General features: G+C 65.2%; 10 protein-coding genes. 9 read left to right on the top strand and 1 reads right to left on the bottom strand.

The annotated features are described in order from the left end of the window. Nucleotides 1–244: 244 nt before the first annotated feature. The 3 genes from GNK13_RS05870 (at nt 245) to GNK13_RS05880 (ending at nt 11,349) form a co-directional block, all read left to right on the top strand. On the top strand, nt 245–6,745 hold the full coding sequence (locus GNK13_RS05870) for a hypothetical protein (RefSeq protein WP_164101567.1): 6,501 nt from the start codon (nt 245–247) through the stop codon (nt 6,743–6,745). 345 nt (nt 6,746–7,090) lie between these two features. Next, complete coding sequence (locus GNK13_RS05875; protein WP_164101569.1) at nt 7,091–10,147, top strand: zinc-dependent metalloprotease; 3,057 nt, start codon at nt 7,091–7,093, stop codon at nt 10,145–10,147. 308 nt (nt 10,148–10,455) lie between these two features. Further along, on the top strand, nt 10,456–11,349 hold the full coding sequence (locus GNK13_RS05880; RefSeq protein ID WP_164101571.1) for a DUF1559 family PulG-like putative transporter: 894 nt from the start codon (nt 10,456–10,458) through the stop codon (nt 11,347–11,349). 294 nt (nt 11,350–11,643) lie between these two features. On the opposite strand, the gene GNK13_RS05885 is transcribed toward GNK13_RS05880, so the two are convergent. Then, on the bottom strand, nt 11,644–12,990 hold the full coding sequence (locus GNK13_RS05885; RefSeq protein ID WP_164101573.1) for a hypothetical protein: 1,347 nt from the start codon (nt 12,988–12,990) through the stop codon (nt 11,644–11,646). Nucleotides 12,991–13,222: 232 nt separating this feature from the next. Here GNK13_RS05885 and GNK13_RS05890 point away from each other — a divergent pair, with 232 nt between their 5' ends. The 6 genes from GNK13_RS05890 (at nt 13,223) to GNK13_RS05915 (ending at nt 24,061) form a co-directional block, all read left to right on the top strand. Beyond that, entirely contained in the window at nt 13,223–14,188 is a 966-nt protein-coding gene (locus GNK13_RS05890) for a ferredoxin--NADP reductase (protein WP_164101575.1), read from the top strand. A gap of 72 nt (nt 14,189–14,260) precedes the next feature. Beyond that, the gene (locus GNK13_RS05895; RefSeq protein WP_164101576.1) at nt 14,261–15,553 is read left to right on the top strand and encodes a glucose-1-phosphate adenylyltransferase; all 1,293 of its coding nucleotides are present in this window, start codon (nt 14,261–14,263) and stop codon (nt 15,551–15,553) included. 25 nt (nt 15,554–15,578) lie between these two features. Then, nucleotides 15,579–18,632 carry a PVC-type heme-binding CxxCH protein gene (locus GNK13_RS05900; RefSeq protein ID WP_164101578.1) on the top strand — a complete coding sequence of 1,018 codons (3,054 nt, stop codon included), beginning with the start codon at nt 15,579–15,581 and terminating at the stop codon, nt 18,630–18,632. Between the two features lie 107 nt (nt 18,633–18,739). Continuing rightward, the gene (locus GNK13_RS05905; RefSeq protein WP_164101579.1) at nt 18,740–21,397 is read left to right on the top strand and encodes a hypothetical protein; all 2,658 of its coding nucleotides are present in this window, start codon (nt 18,740–18,742) and stop codon (nt 21,395–21,397) included. After that, nucleotides 21,394–22,395 carry an ABC transporter ATP-binding protein gene (locus GNK13_RS05910; protein WP_164101581.1) on the top strand — a complete coding sequence of 334 codons (1,002 nt, stop codon included), beginning with the start codon at nt 21,394–21,396 and terminating at the stop codon, nt 22,393–22,395. The genes GNK13_RS05905 and GNK13_RS05910 overlap by 4 nt, the downstream gene beginning before the upstream one ends. A gap of 10 nt (nt 22,396–22,405) precedes the next feature. Further along, complete coding sequence (locus tag GNK13_RS05915; RefSeq protein WP_203328944.1) at nt 22,406–24,061, top strand: ABC transporter permease; 1,656 nt, start codon at nt 22,406–22,408, stop codon at nt 24,059–24,061. Nucleotides 24,062–24,085: the final 24 nt, after the last annotated feature.

Here is a 24,085-nt window from a genome sequence, read left to right on the forward strand (position 1 = left end):
CCTCTCCCCCACGGCTTGGCTGCGGAACTTTCGTTCGCAGCCAAGCCGCGGGGGAGAGGGGACCGGAAAACTGCACGACCTCCGGGGGGAGGGTAACGTGCGGGGCAATTTCTTTGCCTCTCCCATGGGAACCGCTCCGGGAAGACTGCGTCTATCACCGGCTGCGAGCAAGCTAGATTGGATTGTTCGCGGCGAATGGTGCGCCCTCAGTCCGCCTTCGACTTTTCTTGCGAGGCCTTTTCCCATGGCGATCCCGACCCTTGCGGCCCTCCCCACTCGGCGTCCGATTCTCTCGCTGACGCTGCTCGCACTGGCCGCCCTCGCGTCCCCTCGGGCGGCCGTCGCGGAACCGATTGGCTGGATCGAACGCTACGCCTTGGCGCCCGACCGGAGCGCCGTGCTGGCCGAGCTGATTCCGGGCAGCGAAGAGTATTTCTTCTTCCACGCCCTGCATTACCAGGTGACCGGGGAGCTCGAGCGGGCCGAAGCGATCCTCAGCGACTGGGAAAAGGCCCGACAAGAAGGGCACGTTTCGGGACAGCCTCAAGACATCCAAGCAATCCGCGACCGCCAGCGGCTGCTGACTTACGGAGCCTCGCCGGAGCGGACGATCGAGTACCTCAAAAACCGGCTGAACATCCGCCACAACCACGCAGCTCCCCCGGCCGCGGGCGAGCGTCGCTGGCCCGAGCGGCTCGACACCGCACAGCTCGAAATCGACCGCGTGATCGATGAAGCGGTTCGCCACAGTCAAGAGCTGACGCCACTCGGCCTCTCCCGCTTGGCCGACCGCCTGCTGGCTGGCCAGGGGAATGCGCCGGTCGATCTGGAGTGGCTCACGCAGAAGATCGACGGCCCTTGGTACCCGCGGCTGGCCGACCTGGTGATCGCCGAACTCAAGGCCCGCACGCAGACCCCGTTCGCTCCCGAGTTTGGCGACCGAGCGGCCCATGCCCATTTGACGCTCGACGAACTCCAGCGAGTCGCCCGCGAAGTCCCCCAAGTCGCTCATCACGACCGGCTGGTCTCAGAGATCCTGCTCCGTTTGCGGCCCGACGCCGACAGCGACCCCAGCCAACAACCCGAAGTCCGGCTGGCCTACTTGCAGCGCGCCGAGAACTACGTGCGGACGCTGCCCGAGGCCTACAACAGCCTCAAGGCGGCGATGCTCTATCAATTGCTCGAGGCCAACCGGGCTCGTGGCCGCTACGACCGCGAACTGTTCCTGCGGTACCTGCGACTGCCGCGACAGAGCCCGATCATCTTCGTGCCTCGCAACGAACGGCTCCGCAATCCGGCCGATCTCAACCAGGACTTCGCCGAGCGAGCGCTGATCCCGCCGATCGTGGACGAGGAGCCGTTGGTCCGAGCCTACCTCGAACACTTCCTGCGCGACGCGGAAACGCCCGACGCATTTCGCGGGTTACTGCGGCCGGAATATCTCAACCGCGTGTTTGCCGAAACCAAACTGCTCTACGGCGTCGGCCCGGCCGACCGCTGGTATCGGATGCTCGACGCCCAGCAGCGGCAGGCTCTCAATGAACGCGTCGAGCTTTCGCTTAGCGAAACCAATCCGCGGATCCGTGACCTCTCCACTCCGGCGGTCTTGGAGCTGGACGTCAAGCACGTCGATGAACTGGTCGTCCGGGTCTACGAGATCAACACCCACGCTTACTACCGCACGCATACCCAGCCGATCGACACCGACATCGACCTCGACGGACTGGTGGCGACGGCCGAGAAGCGGATTCCGTACACCCTGCCGGCAGTCCGTCGCCATCGCGAATCGATCGAGATCCCCGGCGTCGAAGGTCGAGGAGTGTGGATCGTCGACCTGCTCGGCGGTGGGCTGCGAGCCCGGGCGCTGATTCGCCGCGGGGATCTGCGGTACGCCCAGCAGTGGACCGTCGATGGGCACCGCTTCACGATCCTCGACCAGGATCGCAAACCGGTCGCGGGAGCGCGGATGCTGGTCGCTGGCCAGGAGTGGACGGCCGATGAGGAAGGTCAGATCACGATTCCGCCGGTCGACCAGACGCAAACCCGGCAAGCGATCCTCTTGGACGACGTGCTCGCCGTGCCCGTCCAGTTTGAACACCGCAGCGAATCGTACTCGCTTGCCGCGGCGATGAAACTGAACCGCGAACAGTTGCAGGCCGGGCAAATGGTCGAGCTGGTCGTGCGGCCGCGGCTGATGCTCGGCGACACGCCCGTCGCCCCCTCGATGCTCAAGCAACCGGCGATCACGGTCACGGCGACCGACCGCGATGGAATCGCCACGACGCGGCGGTTCAGCGACATCGAGCTGGACCAAGCGGGCGAGACCGTGGTCCGGTTTCGAGCCTCGGGGCGGTTGGCCAAGGTGACCGCCACGGTCAGCGGCAAGCTGGCTCAAATCGCTACGGACCGCGAAGTGGAAGTCAGCGACTCGCAGTCGTGGGACGTCAACGGGATCGACGCCACTTCGCTCGTCTCCGACCTGCACCTCACCCGCTCCGGGGAAGAGTGGATCACTGAAGTCCGCGGGCTCAATGGGGAACCAGTGCCTGGAGCGGTCGTGCGAGTGTCGCTCCAAACCGTCTATCGGGCCCATCCGGTCGAGGCGACGCTCGAGACCGATGACGCCGGCCGGCTCGTCCTCGGTCCGCTGCCGGGAGTGGTCCGCGTGACGCTCCAGAGCGACCAAGGCATGGTCCAGTCGCGCTCCCTCGAGCTGTCCGACGCCGTCTGGCCGACCCGCGTTCACACCACTAGCGACGCGCCGATCCGCTTGCCCCTCCGCGAAGCGCAGGAGCCGAGCGAGACCTCCGAGGAAGTCGACGACCAGTATCGCTTGCTCGCTCTCCGCTGGGACCGCCCGCACGAGGACGTGACGGAGGACGGGCTGAAGATCGAAGCGGGGATGGTGGTCATCGGGCCGCTCCCCGCCGGCGATTACCGCTTGCTCGACCGCCGCGACGGCCAGTTCCACACGACGCAGATCGCGGTGACCGAAGGCCCGGTGATCGGTTCGGTCGCGGCGGGCAAAATCCGCAACCTGGAACTCCAGTGGGGCGAGCCGGTCGGCATCCGCTCGATCGAATCGGAGGCCGCCGATGGCAATGACCAGGACGAGGAGGAGGACGAGAAAAAGGAAACGCTGGTGATCCAGCTCAGCGGCGACGCGTCGCTGGCCCGCGTGCACGTCTTCGGCAGCCGCTACTTGCCCAGCTACGATTCGCTGCAGCTACCGGCGCCGCTGCCGACGGTGGGCGGCGTGGAGCTGGCCCACAGCGGCTACATCAGCGGACTGCGGCTGGGCGACGAGTATCTGTACGTGCTGCGGCGGCAGTACGCCAAAAAGTATCCCGGCGTAATGCTCCCCCAGCCCTCGCTGCTGATCGCTCCCTGGATCACCGACGAGACGCGGAACGTCACGCAGGAAGCGGCCGAAGGGGAGGCGCCGCGGCCGTCGGCCTCTCCCGCCGCGCCGATGGGCGGCGACCGCATGGACGCCTTGTCACGCCAACTCCGCGAAGAGGGACCGACGACCCAGAATCTTTCCTTCCTGCCCGACGGCGGCGTCGTCCTGGCGAACCTTCGCGCTGACGCCGACGGCCAAGTGCGGATCCCAGCCGACAAACTGGGCGACGCGGCGCTGCTGCGGATCGTCGTCGTCGATCCCTTCTCGACCGTCGAACGAACGGTGGTTCGCGAGCTCAAGCCGCTCGAGCCGCGCGACCTGCGGCTGGCCGATGCGCTACCGGCCGACAAGCCGCTCGCGTTCGAACGGGGAGTCCTGATTGCTGGTCCCGATCGGCCGCTCGACATGAAGACGGTCGGCACCGCACAGATCCAGCTCTACACGCAAGTCGCGGATCTACTGCAGCTCTACCGCACGATCTCCGGTGACGCTCGGCTCGACGAGTTCCGCGATCTCGGCCGCTGGCACACCCTGGACGAAGCCGCCAAACGGGCCGCCTACGGACGACTGGCCAGCCATGAACTGCACGTCTTCCTCAAAGGTCACGATCCCAAATTCTTTGCCGACGTCGTGCGGCCTTACCTGGAGAACAAGAAAGAGAAGAAGCTGGTCGATGCGTGGTTGCTCGACCAAGACCTCACGGGCTGGACCGAGCTGTGGCAGTACTCGCAGCTGAACGCGTTTGAGAAAGCGATCTTGGCCCGAGCGGTCCCCGACGTCCGCGAGGCGGTCCTGCGAGAGCTGCGAGAACGGATCGCGCTGGACGATGTCGATCCGGAAGTCCTGCGGCGGCTCGTCGATGTCGGGCTGGCCGGCAAGGCGCTCGAAGAGAATGTAGTGCTCGGATTGCAACAGCGATTCTCCCAGGAATTCAGCCAGACCTGGAACTACAACGCTCGAGGCGCATACGGCATGCCCGCCATGGAAGGCTTGTCCGCCATGGGAGGCATGGGGGGCGCTTTGGGCGATTCCGCGAGGCAGCCTCCAGGGGCCGCCGAGCCTGCACGCGACGAAGCGAAGGCCGCCGACGCGCCCGCTGAAGCAGCGCTGGAGATGGAGAAAGCCGCCTCGGGTCGCCGAATGAATCGTCTGCGTGAACGGCAAGCGGGACGAAAAATGTATTTCTTCCAGCAGGTCGATTCGACCAAGCAGTGGGCCGACAACCACTGGGATCACGTCCGCGTCGCCGCGGCCAATGAAACCTTGATCCGGATCAATCCCTTCTGGCTCGACTGGGCCACCGCCGATGGTTCGCAGCCGTTCCTCTCGGAGCACTTGCTGCGGCCGAGCGGCAACCGCCACGAAGCGCTCGTCGCGCTGGCTCTGATCGGATTGCCGCTCGAGAGCGAAGGAGTGGAGTTGCCGAGCGAAGCCGATGCGATGTTCACGCCGCCCCACCCGGTGGCGATCATCAGCAAGCGGCTGCAGTCGCTCGCGCCGCTCTCGGGCGACCCGTCGCTGCTGGTCGGCCAGCGGTTCGAAGCGGCCGATGCCCAGCCGCCGCAACCGGGCGACGAGACCGAAGTCAAAATCGCCCCCGATGAATTCCTCACCGGGCGCGCCTACCGCGGCCAGATCGTGCTGACCAACCCGACGCCGCAGCCACGCACCGTGGATGTGCTCTGGCAGATTCCCGAGGGGAGCCTGCCGGTCGCCGGTTCGCAAGCCACCGACAGCCGCACGCTGCGGGTCGAGCCGTTCGCGGTCGCCCAGATCCAGTTCCAGTTCTACTTCCCCGAGCCGGGAACCTTCACCCATTATCCAGTCTGCATCTCCCGCGATGGGAAGGCGATCGCGCGAGGACCGGAGCGGACTTTCACCGTCGTCGACCAGCCGTCATCGGTTGACGAGACCTCGTGGGAGCAGATCGCCCGCCACGGTTCGGCCGAGCGGATCGCAGCGTTCCTGAAGGACGCGAATCTGCGTCGCCTCGATCTCTCGCTGGTGACCCATCGGCTCCGTGAGCGGCCGGTCTACGACGCGGTGCTCGGCGTGCTCGACTCGGCTCGAGTCTGGGCTCCCGAACTGTGGGCGTACTCGTTCCTGTACCGCGACCAGCCGCGGATGGAGAGCTATCTCGAGCTGCGGCAGGACTTGGTCGCTTCGGTCGGTCCGGTCTTCGAGAGTCCGCTGCTCTCGGTCGAGCCGATCGAGCGGAAGGTGTACGAGCATCTCGAGTACGCCCCGCTCGTCCGGGCTCGGATCCACTCGCTCCGCGAAGAGCCGGAGATTCTCAATGATCGCTTCCTGGCCCAGTACCGCGCGCTGATGCGGATCCTGGCCTACCAGCGGACGCCGCGTCCCGAGCAGCAGATGGCGTTGGTCTACTACATGCTGCTGCAGAATCGGATCGAGGAGGCGCTCGAGCGGTTCGAGTCGCTCGGCACCAACGGAGCTGACGCCGAAGGGCTCGAGCTGGACGTCCAATACCAGTACATGGCTGCGTACCTGGCGCTGCACCGCGGCGACTACGCGAGTGCCGAGGAGTTAGCCTCTCGCGGATCGGAGCATCCGGTGCCGCGGTGGAATGAGCGGTTCGCGGAGCTGCGAAGCCAACTCCGCCAGCACCGTCTGTTGCAAAGCGACACCCAGGTCATCGGCGAGGAAGAGGATTCGCCGGCCGATGGATCGAGCGAAGCAGCGGGCGAGAACGTAGCCGACTTGCAAACGATCGATCGCGAGCGGCGCCAAGCCGAAGGAGCGGCCCAGTCGCCCGATGTCCGCGTTCGCGTCGAGGGAGACCGGTTGGTGATCGATCACCGCAACACCCGCGAAGTGACGCTGCGGTTCTACGGCGTCGACCTCGAACTGCTGTTCAGCAAAACGCCGTTTGTCCGCGAGGGGCTCGAGCGGATGGCGACCGTCCGGCCGGGCAAGATCATCCGCGTGGAAACGGCGGCCGGCGACGGGACCAGCGAGTACCGCTTGGACGACGCGCTCAGCCGTCAAACGCTGTTGGTCGAAGCGGTCGCCGGCTCAGCCCGCGACACCACGCTGTACTACGGCGGGCGGTTGACGACCTACGTATCGGAAGGCTTTGGCCAGCTGCAGACGAAGGATCGCTCGGGCGGGGCGGCGGTCGTCGGGGCTTACGTGAAGGTCTACGCTCGCTATCACGACGGTTCGGTGAAGTTCTACAAGGATGGCTACACCGACCTGCGGGGCCGCTTCGACTACAGCACGCTGAGCACGAGCGAGCTGAGCGACGTCGAGCGGATGGCGATCCTGGTCCTCGACCCCGAGCGAGGAGCAACGCTGCACGACGTGGCACCGCCGAAGTAGAGGGGGGATCCGCATGTTACCCTCCCCCCGGGAGGGTCGCGAGGAACGAGCGGGGAGGGCATTGGAGCGACGCGGCCCTCCCCGGGCCTGAGAGCCCGACCCTCCCGCAAGCGGGTGGGTGGTATGTTGCTCCCGAGACGCCAACTTTTCTTTCTGCGGATTGTTTGGATTCGATCCGGTTTTGCGGATAAAAATGAACTAGGCGCGCATCTCAGCGGTACAACACCTGGGGCGTGCTCGATTCTCGGCGACTGCGTCGCGGAGTTTCGACCTAGGCTTGGATGGCTACGCTCTACCGCTCCCCCTGCTCATGGACTGTCCTGCACACGCAGAGAGTTATCGCTAATGAATAGTTCTGGACTGACTCGATCGCTGCCGCGCCGTCTGCGTTTGCTCAGCGGTGTGGCCACGGCGGCCGTCTTGGCGACCTTTGTCAACGCGCCGCAAACCGCCACCGCCGCGGAGCTGCCCCCGTTTGCGAAAGTGTCCGAGGGGTACGAAAAACTGTCCAGCTCCGATCAAGAGAGCGAAAAGGGACTGTTCGATATTTGGCAGCGGGAGTCCGACGCCCAGATGCTGCTGGAGCTTCCCAAGAACTTTGCGGGCAAGCGATTTTTCATCGCGCTGACGGTCAGCAGCGGCGACCGGTTTGCCGGCCTGCAATCGGGGGACATGGTCGTCGAGTGGCGGCGGTATGACAACCGCATCGCGCTGATCTCGCCGAACCTGGAAGTCCGCGCGACGGGCGACCCGGAAGGCAAAGCGTCGGTCGAGCGATTGTTCACCGACCGCGTCCTGTTGGACATGCCGATCCTGGCGATGGGTCCCTCCGGCGGTCCGGTGATCGACGCCGACAATCTGATGGTCAACAACGCCCAGCAGTTTTTTGGGCAAAGCGTCCAGATCAGCAACCCGCGGCTGTTCTCGATCAACCGCGCCAAGGTGTTCCCCAATAACGTCGAGCTGGCCTACGAGGTCGTCGGCTCCGCGGGGCGTCTGCAAGTTCTGCACTACTCCTTCAGCGAAGTTCCCAGCGGGAGCACCTTCAAGCCTCGCGTGGCCGATGAGCGGATTGGCTACTTCACCACCGCCTTTACCGATCTGGGGCAGTACGACCAGGACGATACCCGCGTCCGCTATATCAACCGCTGGAACCTCGAGAAGCGCGATCCGCGGTTGAAGCTCAGTCCGCCGAAGGAGCCGATCCGGTTTTTCGTCGAACACACCACGCCGGTCCGCTATCGGCGGTGGGTGAAAGAGGGGGTCGAGTACTGGAACAAAGCCTTCGAAAAGGTCGGGATCCTCGACGCGATCGTCGTCGAGTACCAGGACGCTCAAAGTGGCGCCCACATGGAGAAGGATCCCGAAGACGTCCGCTACAACTTTATCCGTTGGCTCAACAACGACATCGGGACGGCGATCGGACCGAGCCGGGTGCATCCCGAAACCGGTGAGATTCTGGACGCCGACATCATCCTGACCGACGGCTGGATCCGTCACTTCAACTTCAACTACCACGACCTGATGCCCCAGCTGGCGATGGAAGGGGTCAACAGCGAGACGCTCGCGTGGCTCAACCAAAACCCGAGGTGGGACCCGCGGCAGCGACTGGCTCGTGCCGACGAGCGGAAGTACCTGCAGCAGGAATACGCCCAGCAAGCGCTCGAACCGCACGCCGGACATCGCTTGGCCGGTGCCGACGCGGCGCTCATCGGTGACGACGAGTTCGACGGGCTCTACAGTCGGCTGAGCCAAGTCAACGGTTACTGCCAAGCAGCCACGGGCCGGCAAATGGACTTGGCCCTGACCCGCATGAACTGGGAATTGGCGCTCCTCGGGATGGAAGAGGCCGCCGCGGAGGAGGAAGCCGAGAAGGAGAAGGAAGAGGAAAAGAAAAAGGCTGAAGAAGCCGCCGAAGGCGAGTCGGCGGAGAAGGAAGAACCTAAGGAAGGCGAAGACAAGGACGCCGAAGACAAGGACGCCGAAGACAAGAACGAAAAGGAAGAGCCGGCGAAGGAAGCGACTGCCGCCAAGGCGGAAGCCAAGCCGGAGGCCAAGAGCGAAGAAGAATTCAACATGCTCGACGGCATGCCCGAATGGTTCGTGGGGCCGCTGCTGGCGGACCTGGTCGCTCACGAAGTCGGCCACACGCTCGGCCTGCGGCACAACTTCAAAGCCTCGGGCGTCTACTCGCTCGACGAAATCAACAGCGAAAAGTTCAAGGGGAAAAAGACCTTCACCGCTTCGGTGATGGATTACATCCCGATCAACTACCGTCTCGAGTCGGGGGAAGTCCAAGGCGACTACGGGATGGTCGACATCGGCCCCTACGACTTCTGGGCGATCGAGTACGGTTACACCAGCGACGAAAAGCGGCTTCCGGAGATCCTCAAGCGGTGCAGCGAGCCCGAATTGGCCTACGCGACCGACGAAGACACCGGCGGTCCTGATCCGTTGGCTCGCCGCTACGACTTCACCAAGGAGCCGCTCGATTATGCGGTCGAGCAGATGAAGTTGGTCGAGGTCTACCGGGCGCGGATCCTCGATAAATTTGTCAAGGACGGTGACAGCTGGGCCAAAGCCCGCCGCGGTTATGAGCTGACGCTCGGACTGCAGATGCGAGCGGTCAGCATGATGAGCGGATGGGTCGGAGGCGCATTCGTGCACCGCGACAAGAAAGGGGACCCGGGCGACCGGAACCCGATCGAAGTCGTCCCGGCCGAGCAGCAGCGGAGCGCTCTCGACTTCGTGATGAACACCACGTTCAAGGACGAAGCATACGGGCTCCGTCCCGAACTGCTCGCACGGATGAGCGTCGATCAGTGGCTCGACCAAGGTCCGTCAAGTGCCCTGTCGAACGAAGCGACTTGGCCGATCCACGACCGGATCCTCGGTATCCAAGCCTCCACGCTGACGATGCTGATGAATCCGACCACGCTGCGTCGGGTGTACGACAACGAACTGCGGCTGCCCGCCGACCAAGACACGCTGACCCTGCCGGAATTGCTCGGCCGCGTCAGCGAAGAGGTCTGGAGCGAGCTCGAGAAAGAGTGCCCGGAGAATCGCGACGACCGCCGACCGATGATCAGCAGCTTGCGTCGCAACTTGCAGCGCGAGCACCTCGAACGATTGACCGACCTCGTCTTGCAGCCGAACGATACGACGGCAGCTTACAAGCCGATCAACAACCTGGCGGCAATGGAGCTACGGAATCTGAAGCTCAAGGTCGATCACTCGCTCAATAGCTGCGGCGACAAGATGGACGCCTACACCCGCGCCCACCTGGTCAGCTCGCAGCAACGGATCGAGCAAGTCCTCTCGGCTGGCTTCACGATCGGCGGCGCTGCGGCCCAGCAGCCGATGATCCTGATGCTCCGAGCCGGCCAAGAGCCGCAGGAGTAGGCGCGTCAGCCTCGCACAGGGCACAAGCCCAACGGTTATCAGCCGCCACGCGCTAGCGTCCGGTTCTCGCGAACAATCGTGAACCGGGAGTTAGGCCCTGTCAGGAAATCCCATCGGTACCCTCCCTCAGAGAGGGTCGCGAGGAACGAGCGGGGAGGGGAAGCCGTGGCTAACCCTCCCCGGGCCTGAGAGCCCTACCCTCCCGGGGGGCAGGGTAGCTGGCTGACGTACGGTCGGCTTCGCATTTGCAGGGTTGGAAATCATCGACTCCTGATGATTTCGATCCCGCCTCCGATAGTCGAAGCCCCATGTCCACCTCATCCGCCCCCAGCCGCCGTGCGTTTGCGTTCAAAGAATTGCTGGTCGTCCTCGTTCTGCTCGCCTTCCTCGGCGGCATCATGTTTCCGGCGATCCAGCGACTTCGCGAGTCGAGTCGCCAGAACAATTGCGTCCAGAATCTGACGCAGATCGGCGTCGGGCTCGCCAGTTACTCGGCCAGCTTCAACCATTTTCCGGCTGGATCGATCAACCCGACCGGCCCGATTCGCAACGAGCCGAGCGGGTTTCACCACAACTGGATCGGAGCGATTCTTCCCTCGCTCGATTATCCCGCGGTGCATGCGATGATCGATCCGAGCGTCAGCGTCTACGCGGTGGAGAATGCCGACGCAATGCAGACGCAGCTCCCGGTCCTGCGGTGCCCGTCCGCCACCACCGTCGTCGACAAAGCGTCGAACTATGCGGGGGTGCATCATCCGACCGAGACGCCGATCGACGAGGACAACCTGGGGATGCTGATCCTCAACCGCACGCTGAGCGTGGAGGATGTGCCGGACGGCCTCGGTGCGACGTTGCTGGTCGGTGAAAAGCTCGACGACGATCCGCAGAACCTCGGCTGGCTCAGCGGTACTCGGGCGACCCTGCGAAACCTCGGTCATCCGCTCGGCAGCGGCGCGAGTCCCTTAGCCGAGGGCGAAGAGATCTCGGAACTGTTTGTGGGAGGGTTTGCCAGCGAGCATCCCTCCGGCGTCAACTTCCTCCATGGCGACGGAAGCGTGCGGGTAATGGCTCCGACGACCGACAGCCGCGTGCTGACGCAGCTCGCCGACCGCCGCGACAGTCCCGACGTGTCGGTAGGCCCAAGTCCCGCGGGGTCCAGTCCCGCTGGGTCCAGACCCGAGAGTGCCGCCACCGGAAGTTGATTGTCACGCATCCATGAGCCGCAAGGCGCTAGCCGCGGGTTCCGTTGCGGTGCCCAACGGATTGAGCTCGTGTTTCGCCGCTGCTGCTGAGCAACGCTTTGCTACGGGGCGGACCGGATCGGACCCGAGGCTAGCGCCTACGGCTCAACGGAGAGGCGGATCGGACCCGAGGCTAGCGCCTACGGCTCAACGGAGAGGCGGATCGGACCCGAGGCTAGCGCCTACGGCTCAACGGAGAGGCGAAAGCCGTGACAACCGGACGCTAGCGCGTGGCGGCTGATGGCCGCTCCCCTCTCAGGGCGCCATTCCTGGGAATTGGCTTCCGCCGCGATTCTGCTGTGGCATCATCAGCATCAGCAGATTGACGTAGGGGTCGATCACGGCGTTGAACTCTTCCTGGGTGTTGGCCGCTTCGAGCTGGGCCACCAACGGCTCGAGAGCTGCGGCCACGGAGGTTCCTCCGCCGTCGCCACTGAATTGCTCCGAGAGTCCCGTGAGCTGCTCATGCAAACGGGCCACGCCAGGAGCCCAATTCTTGGCCATTGTTTCGGGCACCCACCGTTCTTCGACCCGGACCAGGGTGATCGTCGGAGCCGGCTGGTTGCGGACGCCCGGCCGATTCGGCTGAGCCGCCGCCGCGACGCTCGGCGGAACCGGCCGCCCCGGCTCGGCGGGTTGTTCTGACGTTTCGGGAGCCGGAGTGGGGAGGGTCAATTTTGCCCGCTCTTCTCCCTCGAGAGTGATCGTCCCCTGGCCTTCGGCGAGGGCTTGCAGGAGCCCCGGCTGGGTGCCGCCTGCGACGAGCAACTGGGCCAGGTAGGGTCCGGTCGATTCGTCCAGTTGAGCGATGACCTCAGCCAGCTCCGCGCTCTGGAGACTCTCCAGCGAAAGCGCTTCGGAGTCCATCACTCCAGCCATCATACCGGCGATCGGCGTCAGTCCCGCGGCGACCGTCTCCCGGGCCTCGGGCGGCAGCATCGCCAGCTTGGGGTAGCCGAGCACGAACTCCTGTTTGTCGTAGAGGACGTGCGCGATTCGCGACAAGATCTGCCGCGTGGCAGCGTACCGCTCGGGATCCATCTCTTCGGCGAACAACCGCACGAGCGCCTGGATGTCTTTCTGGTAAGTGGCGGGCAGCGCGTCCCAGATCACGCGTGGGTGGCCGGCTTGGAGCTGCGCCGAAACGTGCTGCAGGAGCTCTTCCGGTGGGGCCGAAGCGGGCCACTCCTGATAGGGTGCCGAAGCTTCGGCCGCCGGAATCGCAGCGACTTCGACGGGCTGGTCGCGGAGTTCGGCGATCCGCTGCTCACGCTGGGAGGCCCGTTCGGCTACCAACTCGTCGACCCGCAACCGACTGAGTGCCTGCAGATTCGCCTTGTCGACACTGACCCGAGTTCCATCGGGGCGTTGGAGAATGACTTTGCCGTCCCAGACTCCCACGAAATCGGCTTCGATCGTCACCGTCCCAGCGAGGTTGGTCCATTCTTCGGCGGCGACCGGCGTGACCAGCGGCGCCGCGGCCAGGGCGATTCCCAGGCAGCCCGCCAGGCACCGCCGCAATGCTGCTCGGGCGGAACGTTGCGCATCGGCGGGGGTGGCGAAGGAGCGGGGCGAGGAGTTGCGCTTCGAGTGGATGGGCATAACGCTGTCGGGCGGCGCGGGCGACGAGAATCGGGAAACGGAACACGGGGGAGAGGAGAAGCGGCGCGATCGGTTCGCGGAGAATCGTCAATGATAACCGGAGCGTGGCACCGATTGGAGCTTAAAGATTTTGCTCCGGCCGCGCGGCCCTGGTAGCCTTGGGCGACGGCAGAATCGGACGCGGTCCAGCCGAGGCGGTAGGCGGTCACATCAAGCTGCGGGAGTCACCGGATTGAACCACGGCAATACAAAGGTCTGCAGCGATCGCGTTCCCGACGAGCAGGAGATCAGCGAGCTGCGAGCGGTGCATTACAACGCGGCGGTCGTGGGGCGGATCGACATCCACGACGACTTGGCGCGGTTCCAGATCCGTCCCGACCGGGGCGTACCGCGATTCGCTCCCGGCCAGTACGTCGCCTTGGGGCTGGGGTACTGGGAGCGGCGGCTGCCGGGAACGCAAGCCGAGACGTTGCCGGCCAAGAAACATTGGCGGATGGTCCGCCGTGCGTACTCGATCTCCTGTCCGCTCGTCGACGCGTCCGAGGCGCTGGTGACCTGCGATGACATCGACTTCCTCGAGTTCTACGTGACCTTGATTCGCACCGCTGAGGAACCCCCGGCGCTGACGCCGCGGCTGTTCGCCTTGCACCCCGGCGACCGGCTGTTCGTCCAGCCGCGGGTCGTGGGGACCTACACGCTCGAGGGGATCGCTCCGCACGAGAACGTCTTGCTGCTCGGCACCGGCACCGGCGAAGCTCCGCATAACGCGATGGCGGCGGCGTTGCTCAAACAGGGGCACCAGGGACGGATCGCCGTCGCCTGCTGCGCCCGGCTGGCGGACGACCTCGGCTACACCCGGGCACACGATGTGCTGATGAACCGCTATGCCAACTACCGATACCTGCCATACACCACCCGCGAACCTCGGAATCTCGATTCTTCCCGCGGTGACTACGTCGGGAACGAGCGATTGCAGACCGTCTATCGCAGCGGCCGCCTGGAGAGCGAAGCGGGCTTCGCCATCGATCCGCGGACCACGCACGTGTTCCTCTGTGGCAATCCGTTGATGATCGGTTTGCGGCGCGGCTCCGATCCGCCGCTGCTCGAGCCAGGCATGCTGCAGCTTCTGCTCAGCGATGGCTTTCGCGAGGAAGGCGAGGCGGGACCCGGGTTGGTGCGGTATGAGAAGTACTGGTGATCGTTAAGATAGCCACGAATCACCACAGGCGCGAATCATGACAGGCGCGAATCACCACAGGATGGGACAGCGATGCGAGATACGATTTCATTGATTTTGGGTGGCGGACGCGGGACTCGGTTGTTTCCGCTCACGAAAATCCGCGCCAAACCGGCCGTCCCGCTCGCTGCCAAGTATCGCTTGATCGATATCCCGATCAGCAACTGCATCAACAGCGAACTGAACCGCATCTACGTGCTGACCCAATTCCTCTCGGTCAGCCTCCACCGGCACATTCGCCAGACCTACCGGTTCGACCATTTCAACGGCGGCTTCGTCGAGCTCTTGGCCGCTCAGCAGACCGTCGACGCGGGAACCGACTGGTATCAGGGGACCGCTGACGCAGTCCGCAAGAACCTCCGCTATCTGGAGCAGAAATGGGTCAAGCACGTCTTGATCCTCTCGGGCGACCAGCTCTACCGGATGGACTTTCGCGACATGATGCAGACCCACTGCGATTCGAACGCCGACGTCACGATCGCCGGCATCCCGGTCGCTCGCAAAGCGGCCGCGGCGCTGGGGATCATGAAGGTCGACGATTCGGGCCGCGTCCTCGGCTTCGTCGAAAAACCACAGACCGATGCCGAGATCGAACCGGTCCGCACCGATCCGGCCTGGATCGACGCCCATGGGATTCCCAGCGGCGGACGCGATTGCCTGGCCAACATGGGGCTCTACATCTTCAACAAAGACGTCCTGGTCGAACTGCTGCAGCAGACGACGCATGAGGACTTTGGCAAGGAAGTCTTCCCGGCAGCGATCGAGCAACACCGCGTTCAACTGCACTTGTTCGACGACTACTGGGAGGACATCGGGACGATCCGCGCGTTCTACGAAGCCAACCTCAGCTTGGCCAGCGCCAACCCGCCGTTCGACCTGACCTCCTCGGCCGCTCCGGTCTACAGCCGCCCGCGGTTCCTCCCCCCCTCGGTGATGGACGACGCGCAGATTCGCGGCAGCCTGATCGCCGACGGCTGCCAGATCGGACGCGGCGCTCGGATCGAAAACAGCGTGATCGGACTGCGAACGAAGATCGGCGAAGGCGTGACCATCCGCGACAGCGTCGTGATGGGAGCCGACTTCATGCAGAGCGAAGAAGAACGCGACACCGACTTGGCCGAAGGTCGCGTCCCGGTCGGGATCGGCAGCGGCAGCACGATCAGCGGAGCGATCTTGGACAAGAACTGCTGCATCGGCAAGAACGTCCACATCAGCAACGAACGGGGCATCGAAAATCTCGGCGAAGACGAACCGCTGCAGATCCGCGACGGAATCCCGATCGTGATCAAGGACGCCGTCCTCCACGACGGCTTCCGCCTCGACTGACTCCTTTCCTCTCCCCGGTCGATCGATGCGTCGCCTCCTTGCTCTGCTGCTCTGCGCCGCCGTGGCTGCCGCCGCGCCGCTCTCGGCCAAGTCGCCGACGATCCATACGGCCGAAGCTCCACTGGAACCTTCGGCCGCCGCCGCTTCGATGCAGGTCAGCGAGGGCTTTGAGGTCAGCCTGTTCGCCGGCGAGCCGGACGTCATGCAGCCGATCGGGTTCTGTCTGGACGACCGCGGCCGGCTGTGGGTCGCCGAGGCTTACAATTATCCGGTCCACGGTACGCGAGCGGGCGACCGGATCATCATCCTCGAAGACCGCGATGGGGACGGCCGGCACGACAAGCGGACGGTGTTCTTTGAAGGGCTGAACTACGTCACCGGGATCGAAGTCGGGTTTGGCGGCGTCTGGGTGATGTCGCCCCCCTACTTCTATTTTATCCCCGATGCCGATGGCAATGACCGCCCGGACGGCGCACCCCAAGTCTTGCTCGACGGGTTCGGCAATCACGCCAACGCCCACAATCTGGCCAACGCGCTCGCCTGGGGACCCGACGGCTGGCTGTACGGCACGCATGGCCGAACCAATTGGTCGCTGGTGGGAAAGCCGGGGACGCCGGAAGCGGATCGCATCCGCTTCGATGGTGGCGTCTACCGCTACCACCCGGTCCGCCACCAGTGGGAACCGTTCGCCGATGGGACGACCAATCCCTGGGGCATCGACTGGAATGACTACGGACACGCGTTCGTCTGCAACTGCGTCAACCCGCACCTGTTTCAAGTCATCCAGGGGGCGCACTACGAACCGTGGCGGGGTCGCAAAAGCAGCGAGTTTGCCTACCAGCGGATCGACACGATCGCCGACCACCTGCACTTCGTCGGCGTCAGCAACGTGCGGGACGGGTTGGGATCGGAGGCCGAAGACACCGCCGGCGGTGGACACGCCCACTGCGGGACGATGATCTACTTGGGCGATCGCTTCCCGCCCGAGTACCGGAACCAATTGTTCACCAACAATATCCACGGGCGGCGAATCAATTGCGATTTGCTCCGCCGCTCCGGATCGGGCTACATCGCTTCGCACGGACCCGATCTGATGCGCGCGGCCGATCCCTGGTTCGTGGGCGTCAACTTGACCTATGGCCGAGAGGGGGAAGTCTACGTTAGCGACTGGTCCGACACCGGCGAGTGCCACAGCACGGTCAACACGCGGCGGCACACCGGGCGAATCTATCGGATCACCTACCGCGAGGCGGCTGAGTCTTCGGCAGATGCTGAAACTTCGCCCGTCGCTCGGCCGGCGATGGATCTGGCGCGAGCGAGCGATGCGGAGCTGGTCGACCTGCAGCTGCACGACAACGACTGGTTCGTGCGGCACGCCCGGCGGTTGCTCCAGGAACGGGCCGCTCGCGGCGAGGCGATGGGCGAAGTGCATGCGGCGCTGCGGGAACAATTTCGCACCCAGACGGCGGTTCCCAAGCGGCTCCGCGCGCTGTGGGCGCTGCACGCGACCGGCGGACTGGACGACGCGTTCTTGCTCTCGCTGTTGGGTACGCTCCACTCGAACCCGCCTCGTCAGGCCCGAGGGAGCGCATCGCAAGTCGACGAGAACCTCGTCAGTTGGTCGATCCGGTTGCTCTGCGAGGATGGCGAGCCTCCGGCGGAAGCCCTGCAGCGATTCGCCGCGCTGGCCCGCCACGGCGACTCGCCCCTGGTCCGATTGGAGTTGGCTAGCGCCCTCCAGCGTTTGACCCCGCGCGACCGCTGGCCGATCGCCGAAGGCTTGGCGGGCCGCGGCGAAGACGTCGACGATGCGAACCTGCCGCTGATGCTGTGGTACGGCGTTGAACCGCTGATCCAGGACGATCTTCCGCGGTACGTCCGCTTGGCCACGAGCACCGCGATCCCCCGCGTCCGCACGAACATCGCCCGCCGCATCGCCTCGTCGGAAGATTCGGCCGACGGTCTGCGATTGCTCGGCGAGCAGCTGCAGCGTCTCCCGCTGGAGCAGGCCGGAGCGGCCAACCCGGTCCAGCGCGAACTCCTCGAGGGCATATTGCAAGGGCTCGAGGGACGACGCAGTGCGGCGATGCCCGCTCAGTGGCAGGCCGCTTATCAACAGCTGCAAAAGCACGCGGACCTGCGGGTCCAAGAGCAGGCGATGCGTCTGGCTCTGATCTTTAGTGACTCCGGGGCGATTCGCTCGCTGCGGGCCGTGGCGATCGATCGCTCGGCTCCCCCGGCACTCCGCACCGCGACGATCGACGCCTTAGTGGCAGGCAGGATCGAGGGCTTTGGCCGAGCCCTGCTCACGCTGCTCGACGACCCGAGCGTGGTGCGGACGGTCCTGCGGGGGCTCGCCGCGTACGACCAGGAGGAGACGGCCGCGGCGATTTTGGACCGCTATGAAAAACTTTCGGCGAGCGAGCGGCAGGTGGCGCTCGCGACGCTCGTCTCCCGGGAAGCGTGGGCCGAGGCGCTGCTCGACGCGGTGCAAGCCAAGCGAATTCCTCCAGCGGAGCTGACCGCCTTCACCGCCCGCCAACTCCGCAGCCTGGGCAGCCAGCGAATCGATTCACGGCTCGAGCAGCTGTGGGGCAAGGTGCAGGAAACGCCGGAGGATCGCCGCGCCCAGATCGATCGCCTCAAAGCCTGGCTGAGCAGCGAAGCAGCGGGAGAGGCCGATCTCGTCCGCGGCAAGGCGCTATTTACCCAGCACTGCGCCGGCTGCCATCGGTTCTTTGGCCAAGGGGGCAACGTCGGTCCCGACATCACCGGCGCCCAGCGAACCAACCTCGACTACTTGCTCGAAAACATCGTCGACCCGAGCGGCTCGGTTTCTAACGACTACCGGATGCACATCGTGCAAACCGATGACGGACGGATCATCACCGGTCTGCTCGCCTCGGAGGATCCGCATTCGCTCACGATCCTGACGGTCGAAGATCGGATCGTGGTGCCGGTCGACGAGATCGTGGCCCGCAAACGCTCACCGGTCTCGATCATGCCGGTCGGGTTGCTCGAACCGCTCAGCGACGCGGAGGTCCGCGACCTGTTCGGCTACCTGCAGAGCACGCCGTAGCCACGGGGGCAAAGATTTTTTTCGCAGCTGGTGCATCTGGCTCTGCGAGGCGCGATAAGCTGAGGACCTCCTCCTGCGGTTGAGCCTTCTCTCGGTGCGTCGCCCGTATGATGAATCGCATTGGCGTTCTCACGCTGTCGTTGCTGCTGATGGTGCAGTCTTGGGGCGCCGCGCCCGCCCTGAGCCAACAAAGTCCCGCGAGCCAACAAAGTCCCGCGAGCCAAGAGAGTCCCGCGAGCCAAGAGAGTCCCGGGAGCCAAGAGAGTCCCGCGAGCCAAGAGAGTTCCGCGAGCCAAGAGAGTTCCGGGAGCCAAGAGAGTTCCGGGAGCCAAGAAGGGCTGCGGGCGTCCCAGGCGGGTTTTCCCACGGGGCTGCGGAAGTTCACTCCCGGCCGCTGGGGGCTGGTCGAAGTGGAAGTCCGCAATGGCTCTGCGGAGGATCGCTCGCTGGAGGCGGAAGTCTATTTCCGGCATCACCCGCAGCAGCGTTTTGCCCGCCAGCTGTGGGTGCCGGCACGCAGCGTCCGAGCGACCTGGGTTCCGATGCAGTTGCCGATCGCGGCGCCGACCGAGGGTCCGGTGGAAATCATCGGCCGGGTCAGCGGGACCCGCGACGCGGAGGTGCCGCTGCGGACGCCGATTCGGATCGCCCTGGATCCCTCGTCCACCGCTTTCCTCGCTCAGCCGCCTGGGCAGAGGATCACGGTGACGCAGGACATCAGCGCCGCTGGACTGCGGCCGGCCTGGGAGGATGCCGCTTACGAAGCCGCCATTGCGATCCGCGACTCGCGCAATTTCGACCGCACGCTGCTGAGCCTGCATGAGTATTTCCTGCCGCCCAACTTGGAGGGCTGGGACGCGGTCGATTACATGATCATCACCGACGACCGCTTGGCGGACGATTCGGCGGGCCAGATTGCGGTCCGTCAGTGGCTCGCTGGCGGCGGGCGGATTTGGCTGCAGCTGAACCGCGTTTCGATCGAGACCGCACAGCGGCTGCTGGGAGATGCTTTTCGCGTCGAGGTGGTCGACCGCGTGCCGCTAGCGCGGGTTGCGTTGACCGGCCCCGGAGTCGAGGACGATAGCCAGCCGATCGAGCCGGACGTCGAACAGCCGGTCGAGCTGATTCGCGCCCTGGTCGAGGGTGCGGAGATCTTGCACGAAGTCGATGGGTGGCCGGCCAGCTTTGTGATTCCCTTTGGGCACGGCGAAGTGATCGTGACCACGCTCGATGCCCATGGCTGGATGCGCCGCCGCACGCCCGCCGATCCGGTCGCCTCGAATCCCAACCAGCAGACGACTTATCTCGCCACCGATCCGCTGCGGCACCTCGGCGATCGGCTCTACATGCCGCCGCCGACGACCGAGCTTCCCGAATCGCTCCAGCGTGACTATCTCACCCGGCGGATTGGCTACGAGGTTCCCAATCGCCGCACGATCCTCCTGATCCTGCTCAGCTTTTGTGGTTCGATCGGGCTGCTCGGCGGCGTCCTCGCCCACCGCCAGCGGCTCGAACATCTCTCGTGGATCACGGTTGTCGCGGCGGTCGTGGCCAGCGGTTCGGTGGTCGCAATTGCCTGGAGCGGTCGGCAGGCGGTGCCGCCGACGGCTGCTCAACTGCAAACGGTGCGGGCGCTTCCTCAGACCGGTGATTACGTCGCCTCGGGACTCGTCGCGCGGTACGCTCCCGAGCAACAGCCGGTCGCGCTCGAGTCGTCCAGCGGCGGTCGGATCGAGCTCGAGATGCCCGATCTGAGCGGACAGATTCGCCGCTTGGTCTGGACCGATTTGGACCACTGGCATTGGCGGGGGACGGAGCTGCCTCCGGGAGTCCGGTTGCTCTCGACGCGGTCCGCCGCTCGCCTGCCCACTCCGCTCCGCGCTGTGGGCCGGTTCGACAGCGACGGTTTTTCGGGACACTTTGACCCCGGTCCGTTCACCGAAGCGGACGACGCCTTGATCGCGATGCCGTACTCGCTGCCGCTCGCAGCGAACCTCCAGGCCGATGGGAGTTTCCAGGCAACCCCCGCGGACCGAATGGCCGAGGGGCAGTTCATCGGCGCGGCGCTGCTCAGCGAAGAGCAGCGGCGACGGCAAACGCTGTATGCAGCCTGGTTCGCTCAGCAGAATGAGTCGCAGCAGCCGCATCCTCCGCTGCTCTTGGCCTGGGCCGGCCCGCTCGAAACGTTGCTCGAGTGGCCCGAAGAGGTCGAGCAGGTCGGCGCCACGCTGCTGGCGATTCCCTTGACCGTCCTCCGCACCCCGCCCGATTCACCCGTCACGATTCCCGCTTCGATGATCGATGTCCGCGCCGTCGCCGGCATTCGCGGTCAGTCCCAGGCATTCGACAATCGCACTCGCCGCTGGCTCGGACTGGTCTCGCAATCGTCGGCAACCCGGCTGCGGTTTCAGATGCCCGAGTCGGTGTTGCCCCTGACGCTCGACCGCGCGACGCTCGTCATCGACTGCAACATTCCCTCGCGCGTGCTCGAGCTGTTCGCCGTCTCCGGCTCCAGCCGGCGATTGATCGAACGGCAAGCCAATCCCTCGGGCACCATTTCCATCGCGATCGACGATCCCGAGTTTCTGGTGCTCGACGACGAGGGAGGCTTGGAGCTGGAGATTGAGATCGGACCGCTGACGACCGAAGTCGAGCAGCAGACGCTCCAGAACAGCGGCTGGACGATCCGCTCGACGCGTCTGGAAGTCTCCGGACGGACATTTCCGGAAGCCACAGAACCTGCAACTCGTGAGGCGGATGAGTGAATTGCACACCACCGGTTGTCGAGATCCACAACCTCACGAAGCGGTACGGCGAGTTCACGGCGCTCGAAGACCTCAGTCTCTCGGTCCACCGCGGCCAGATCCTGGGGTTCATCGGTCCCAACGGCGCGGGCAAGACGACCACGATCAAGATTCTGGTCGGCCAGGCCAAGCCGACCAGCGGGACGGCCCGGATCGCCGGGGCGGACTGTGCCCGCGAGTCGCGAAAGATCAAACGGCTGGTCGGCTACATGCCCGACGGCTTCGGCGCGTATGACAACATGCGCGTCCGCGAGTACTTGGATTTCTTCGCCGCCGCGTTCGGCCTCTCGCGGCAGCAACGCAAGCTCCGCATTGATGAAGTCCTCGAGACGGCCGGTGCCCGCTACATGCAGGACCGCTACGTGGAGAGTCTCAGCCACGGGATGCAGCAGCGGGTGGGGATCGCGCGGACGTTGCTGCACGACCCTGAAGTGCTGATCTTCGACGAACCGGCCAATGGGCTCGATCCCCAAGCCCGGATCGAAATGCGCGAGCTGCTGCTGCAGTTGGCAGCCAGCGGCAAGACGCTGATCGTGACCAGCCACATTTTGCCCGAGCTGTCGCGAATCTGCGATCAAGTCGCGATCGTCACGCACGGCAAGCTCCGCGCGTTCGGACCGCTCGACCAGATCATGCGTCAGGTCAGCCAGCGGCGGACGATCGAGGTCCAACTGACCTCGGGCGAAGCTGCGGCGGCCGCCTCGCGGATTCTGAGCGAGCAGCTCAGCGAGGGCGAACCGGTGACCGCCTCGCCGGCCGAAGCGGCGCTGCGTTTCGAGACGGGCCGCTCCGACGACGAGCTGAGCGATCTGCTGACCGCGCTCGTCCAGGCGGGGGTCCGCGTCGCCCAGTTCCGCGAACTGCAGTCGGATCTGGAGGACGCGTTCCTCTCGGTGATTCGCAGCGACACGGCCGCCGAACCCGCCGACCCGTCCACCCCATCCGCCGCCACACGTTAGGCCAGCCTTCGTGACCCCGATCATTCACCGCGAGCTGATCACCATCCTGCGGACGCGGAAGGCGTTTGCGCTGCAGGTCGCGATCACTCTGTTCTTCACGCTGTTGGTGGTCCTCCGCTGGCCGAGCGACGCGCGGGTCGAACTCTCGGGGGCGAATTCCCAGCAGGTCTTTCGGCTGTTCGCCTACGGACTCCTCGCCGCGGTGACGCTTCTCGTGCCGATCTTTCCGGCGACCACGATCGTCATGGAGCGGCGCCGCGGAACGCTCGCCCTGCTGCTCAATTCGCCGCTCAAGCCCTGGGCAATCTATGCCGGCAAGCTGGCCGGTGTGTTCGCCTTCGCCGTGCTGCTCTTGGCGCTCAGCCTTCCGGCCGCCTCGGCCTGTTATGCGATGGGAGGCGTTTCGCTCACGCACCAATTGGTGATCCTCTACGGGCTTCTGCTGGTCGTGACCTTGCAGTACGCGACGCTGGCGATGTGGGTCAGCAGCCTGACCAATTCGGCCGACGCGGCGGTGCGAGTGACGTATGGCTGCGTGCTGGGGCTGTCGGTCGTCTCGCTGGCCCCCTTTTTCTTTTTGCAGGGAGGCGAGGGGAGTGCGGCGCGGGTGGCCGAATGGCTCCGCTGCCTGTCGCCGATTCCGGCGGTGATGCAGATCGTCGGGCACGGCGACGTCGGAATGCTCGACGCGGGTCCGGGAGCGCCGCTCGCCTCCCGTTTTTTGTTGCTAGCGGGACTGACGACGCTCGCCTTCGCCGGCCTCACCATCTATCGGCTGCAAAGCAATCTGCTCGACCGGGCGCGGAGTAGCGGGGCGATCACCGACGATCAAACCACCGGCGTCCGCGCCGCGCGGCGAGTGATTTTTCTGGTCGACCCGCGGCGGCGAACCGGCCACATGGGGAACTGGACCAATCCGGTAATGGTCAAGGAATTCCGCTCGCGGCGGTTTGGGCGTTCGCACTGGATGCTGCGGCTCGTCGGCGGCTGCGCGATCGTCTCGCTGCTGCTCGCGTTCTCGGTGACCACCGGCGGAGTGCAGTGGGAAATGGAGACGATGGCCGGGCCCCTCGTGTTGCTGCAGGCGGCCCTGATGGTGGTCTTCATTCCGAGCCTGGCCGCCGGATTGGTCAGCCATGAACAGGAGAGCGGGACCTGGCCGCTGCTCCGTTCGACGCCGCTCTCGCCCGGGGTGATCGTCCGCGGCAAATTGCTCAGCGTCGCTTGGCCGATGCTCCTGATGCTCTCGGCGACGCTGCCCGGGTACGCGGTGATGATGTACATCCAGCCGACGCTGTGGTTGCAGGTGGTGCGGGCGCTACTGAGCCTGGCGCTAGCGGGGCTGCTGGCGCTGATGCTCAGCGCGACCGTGGGCAGCTGGTTTCGCCGCACCGCGACGGCGACCACGGCGGCTTACATCGCCGTGATGCTCGTGTTCGTCGGCACGATGCTCGTTTGGCTGGCCCGCGACGCCCCGTTCGGCCACCGGACCGTGGAAACGGTGCTCACCGGCAACGCGATGGCCGCAGCCCTGGCGGTCTTCAACGTCCCCGGTTTCCAAACCTACCAGCTGACCCCGAGCAGCTGGTACTTCACCGCCGGGACAATCGCCGTGCTGGCGATCGTGTTGCGGTTCCGCGTGTGGCGCTTGACCCGTCCCGACTGATGATGCTTCTTCTGCGAGTCGACC

Origin of the sequence: Candidatus Laterigemmans baculatus, from assembly GCF_010367455.1 — a bacterium.
Taxonomy (GTDB): domain Bacteria; phylum Planctomycetota; class Planctomycetia; order Pirellulales; family Pirellulaceae; genus Laterigemmans; species Laterigemmans baculatus.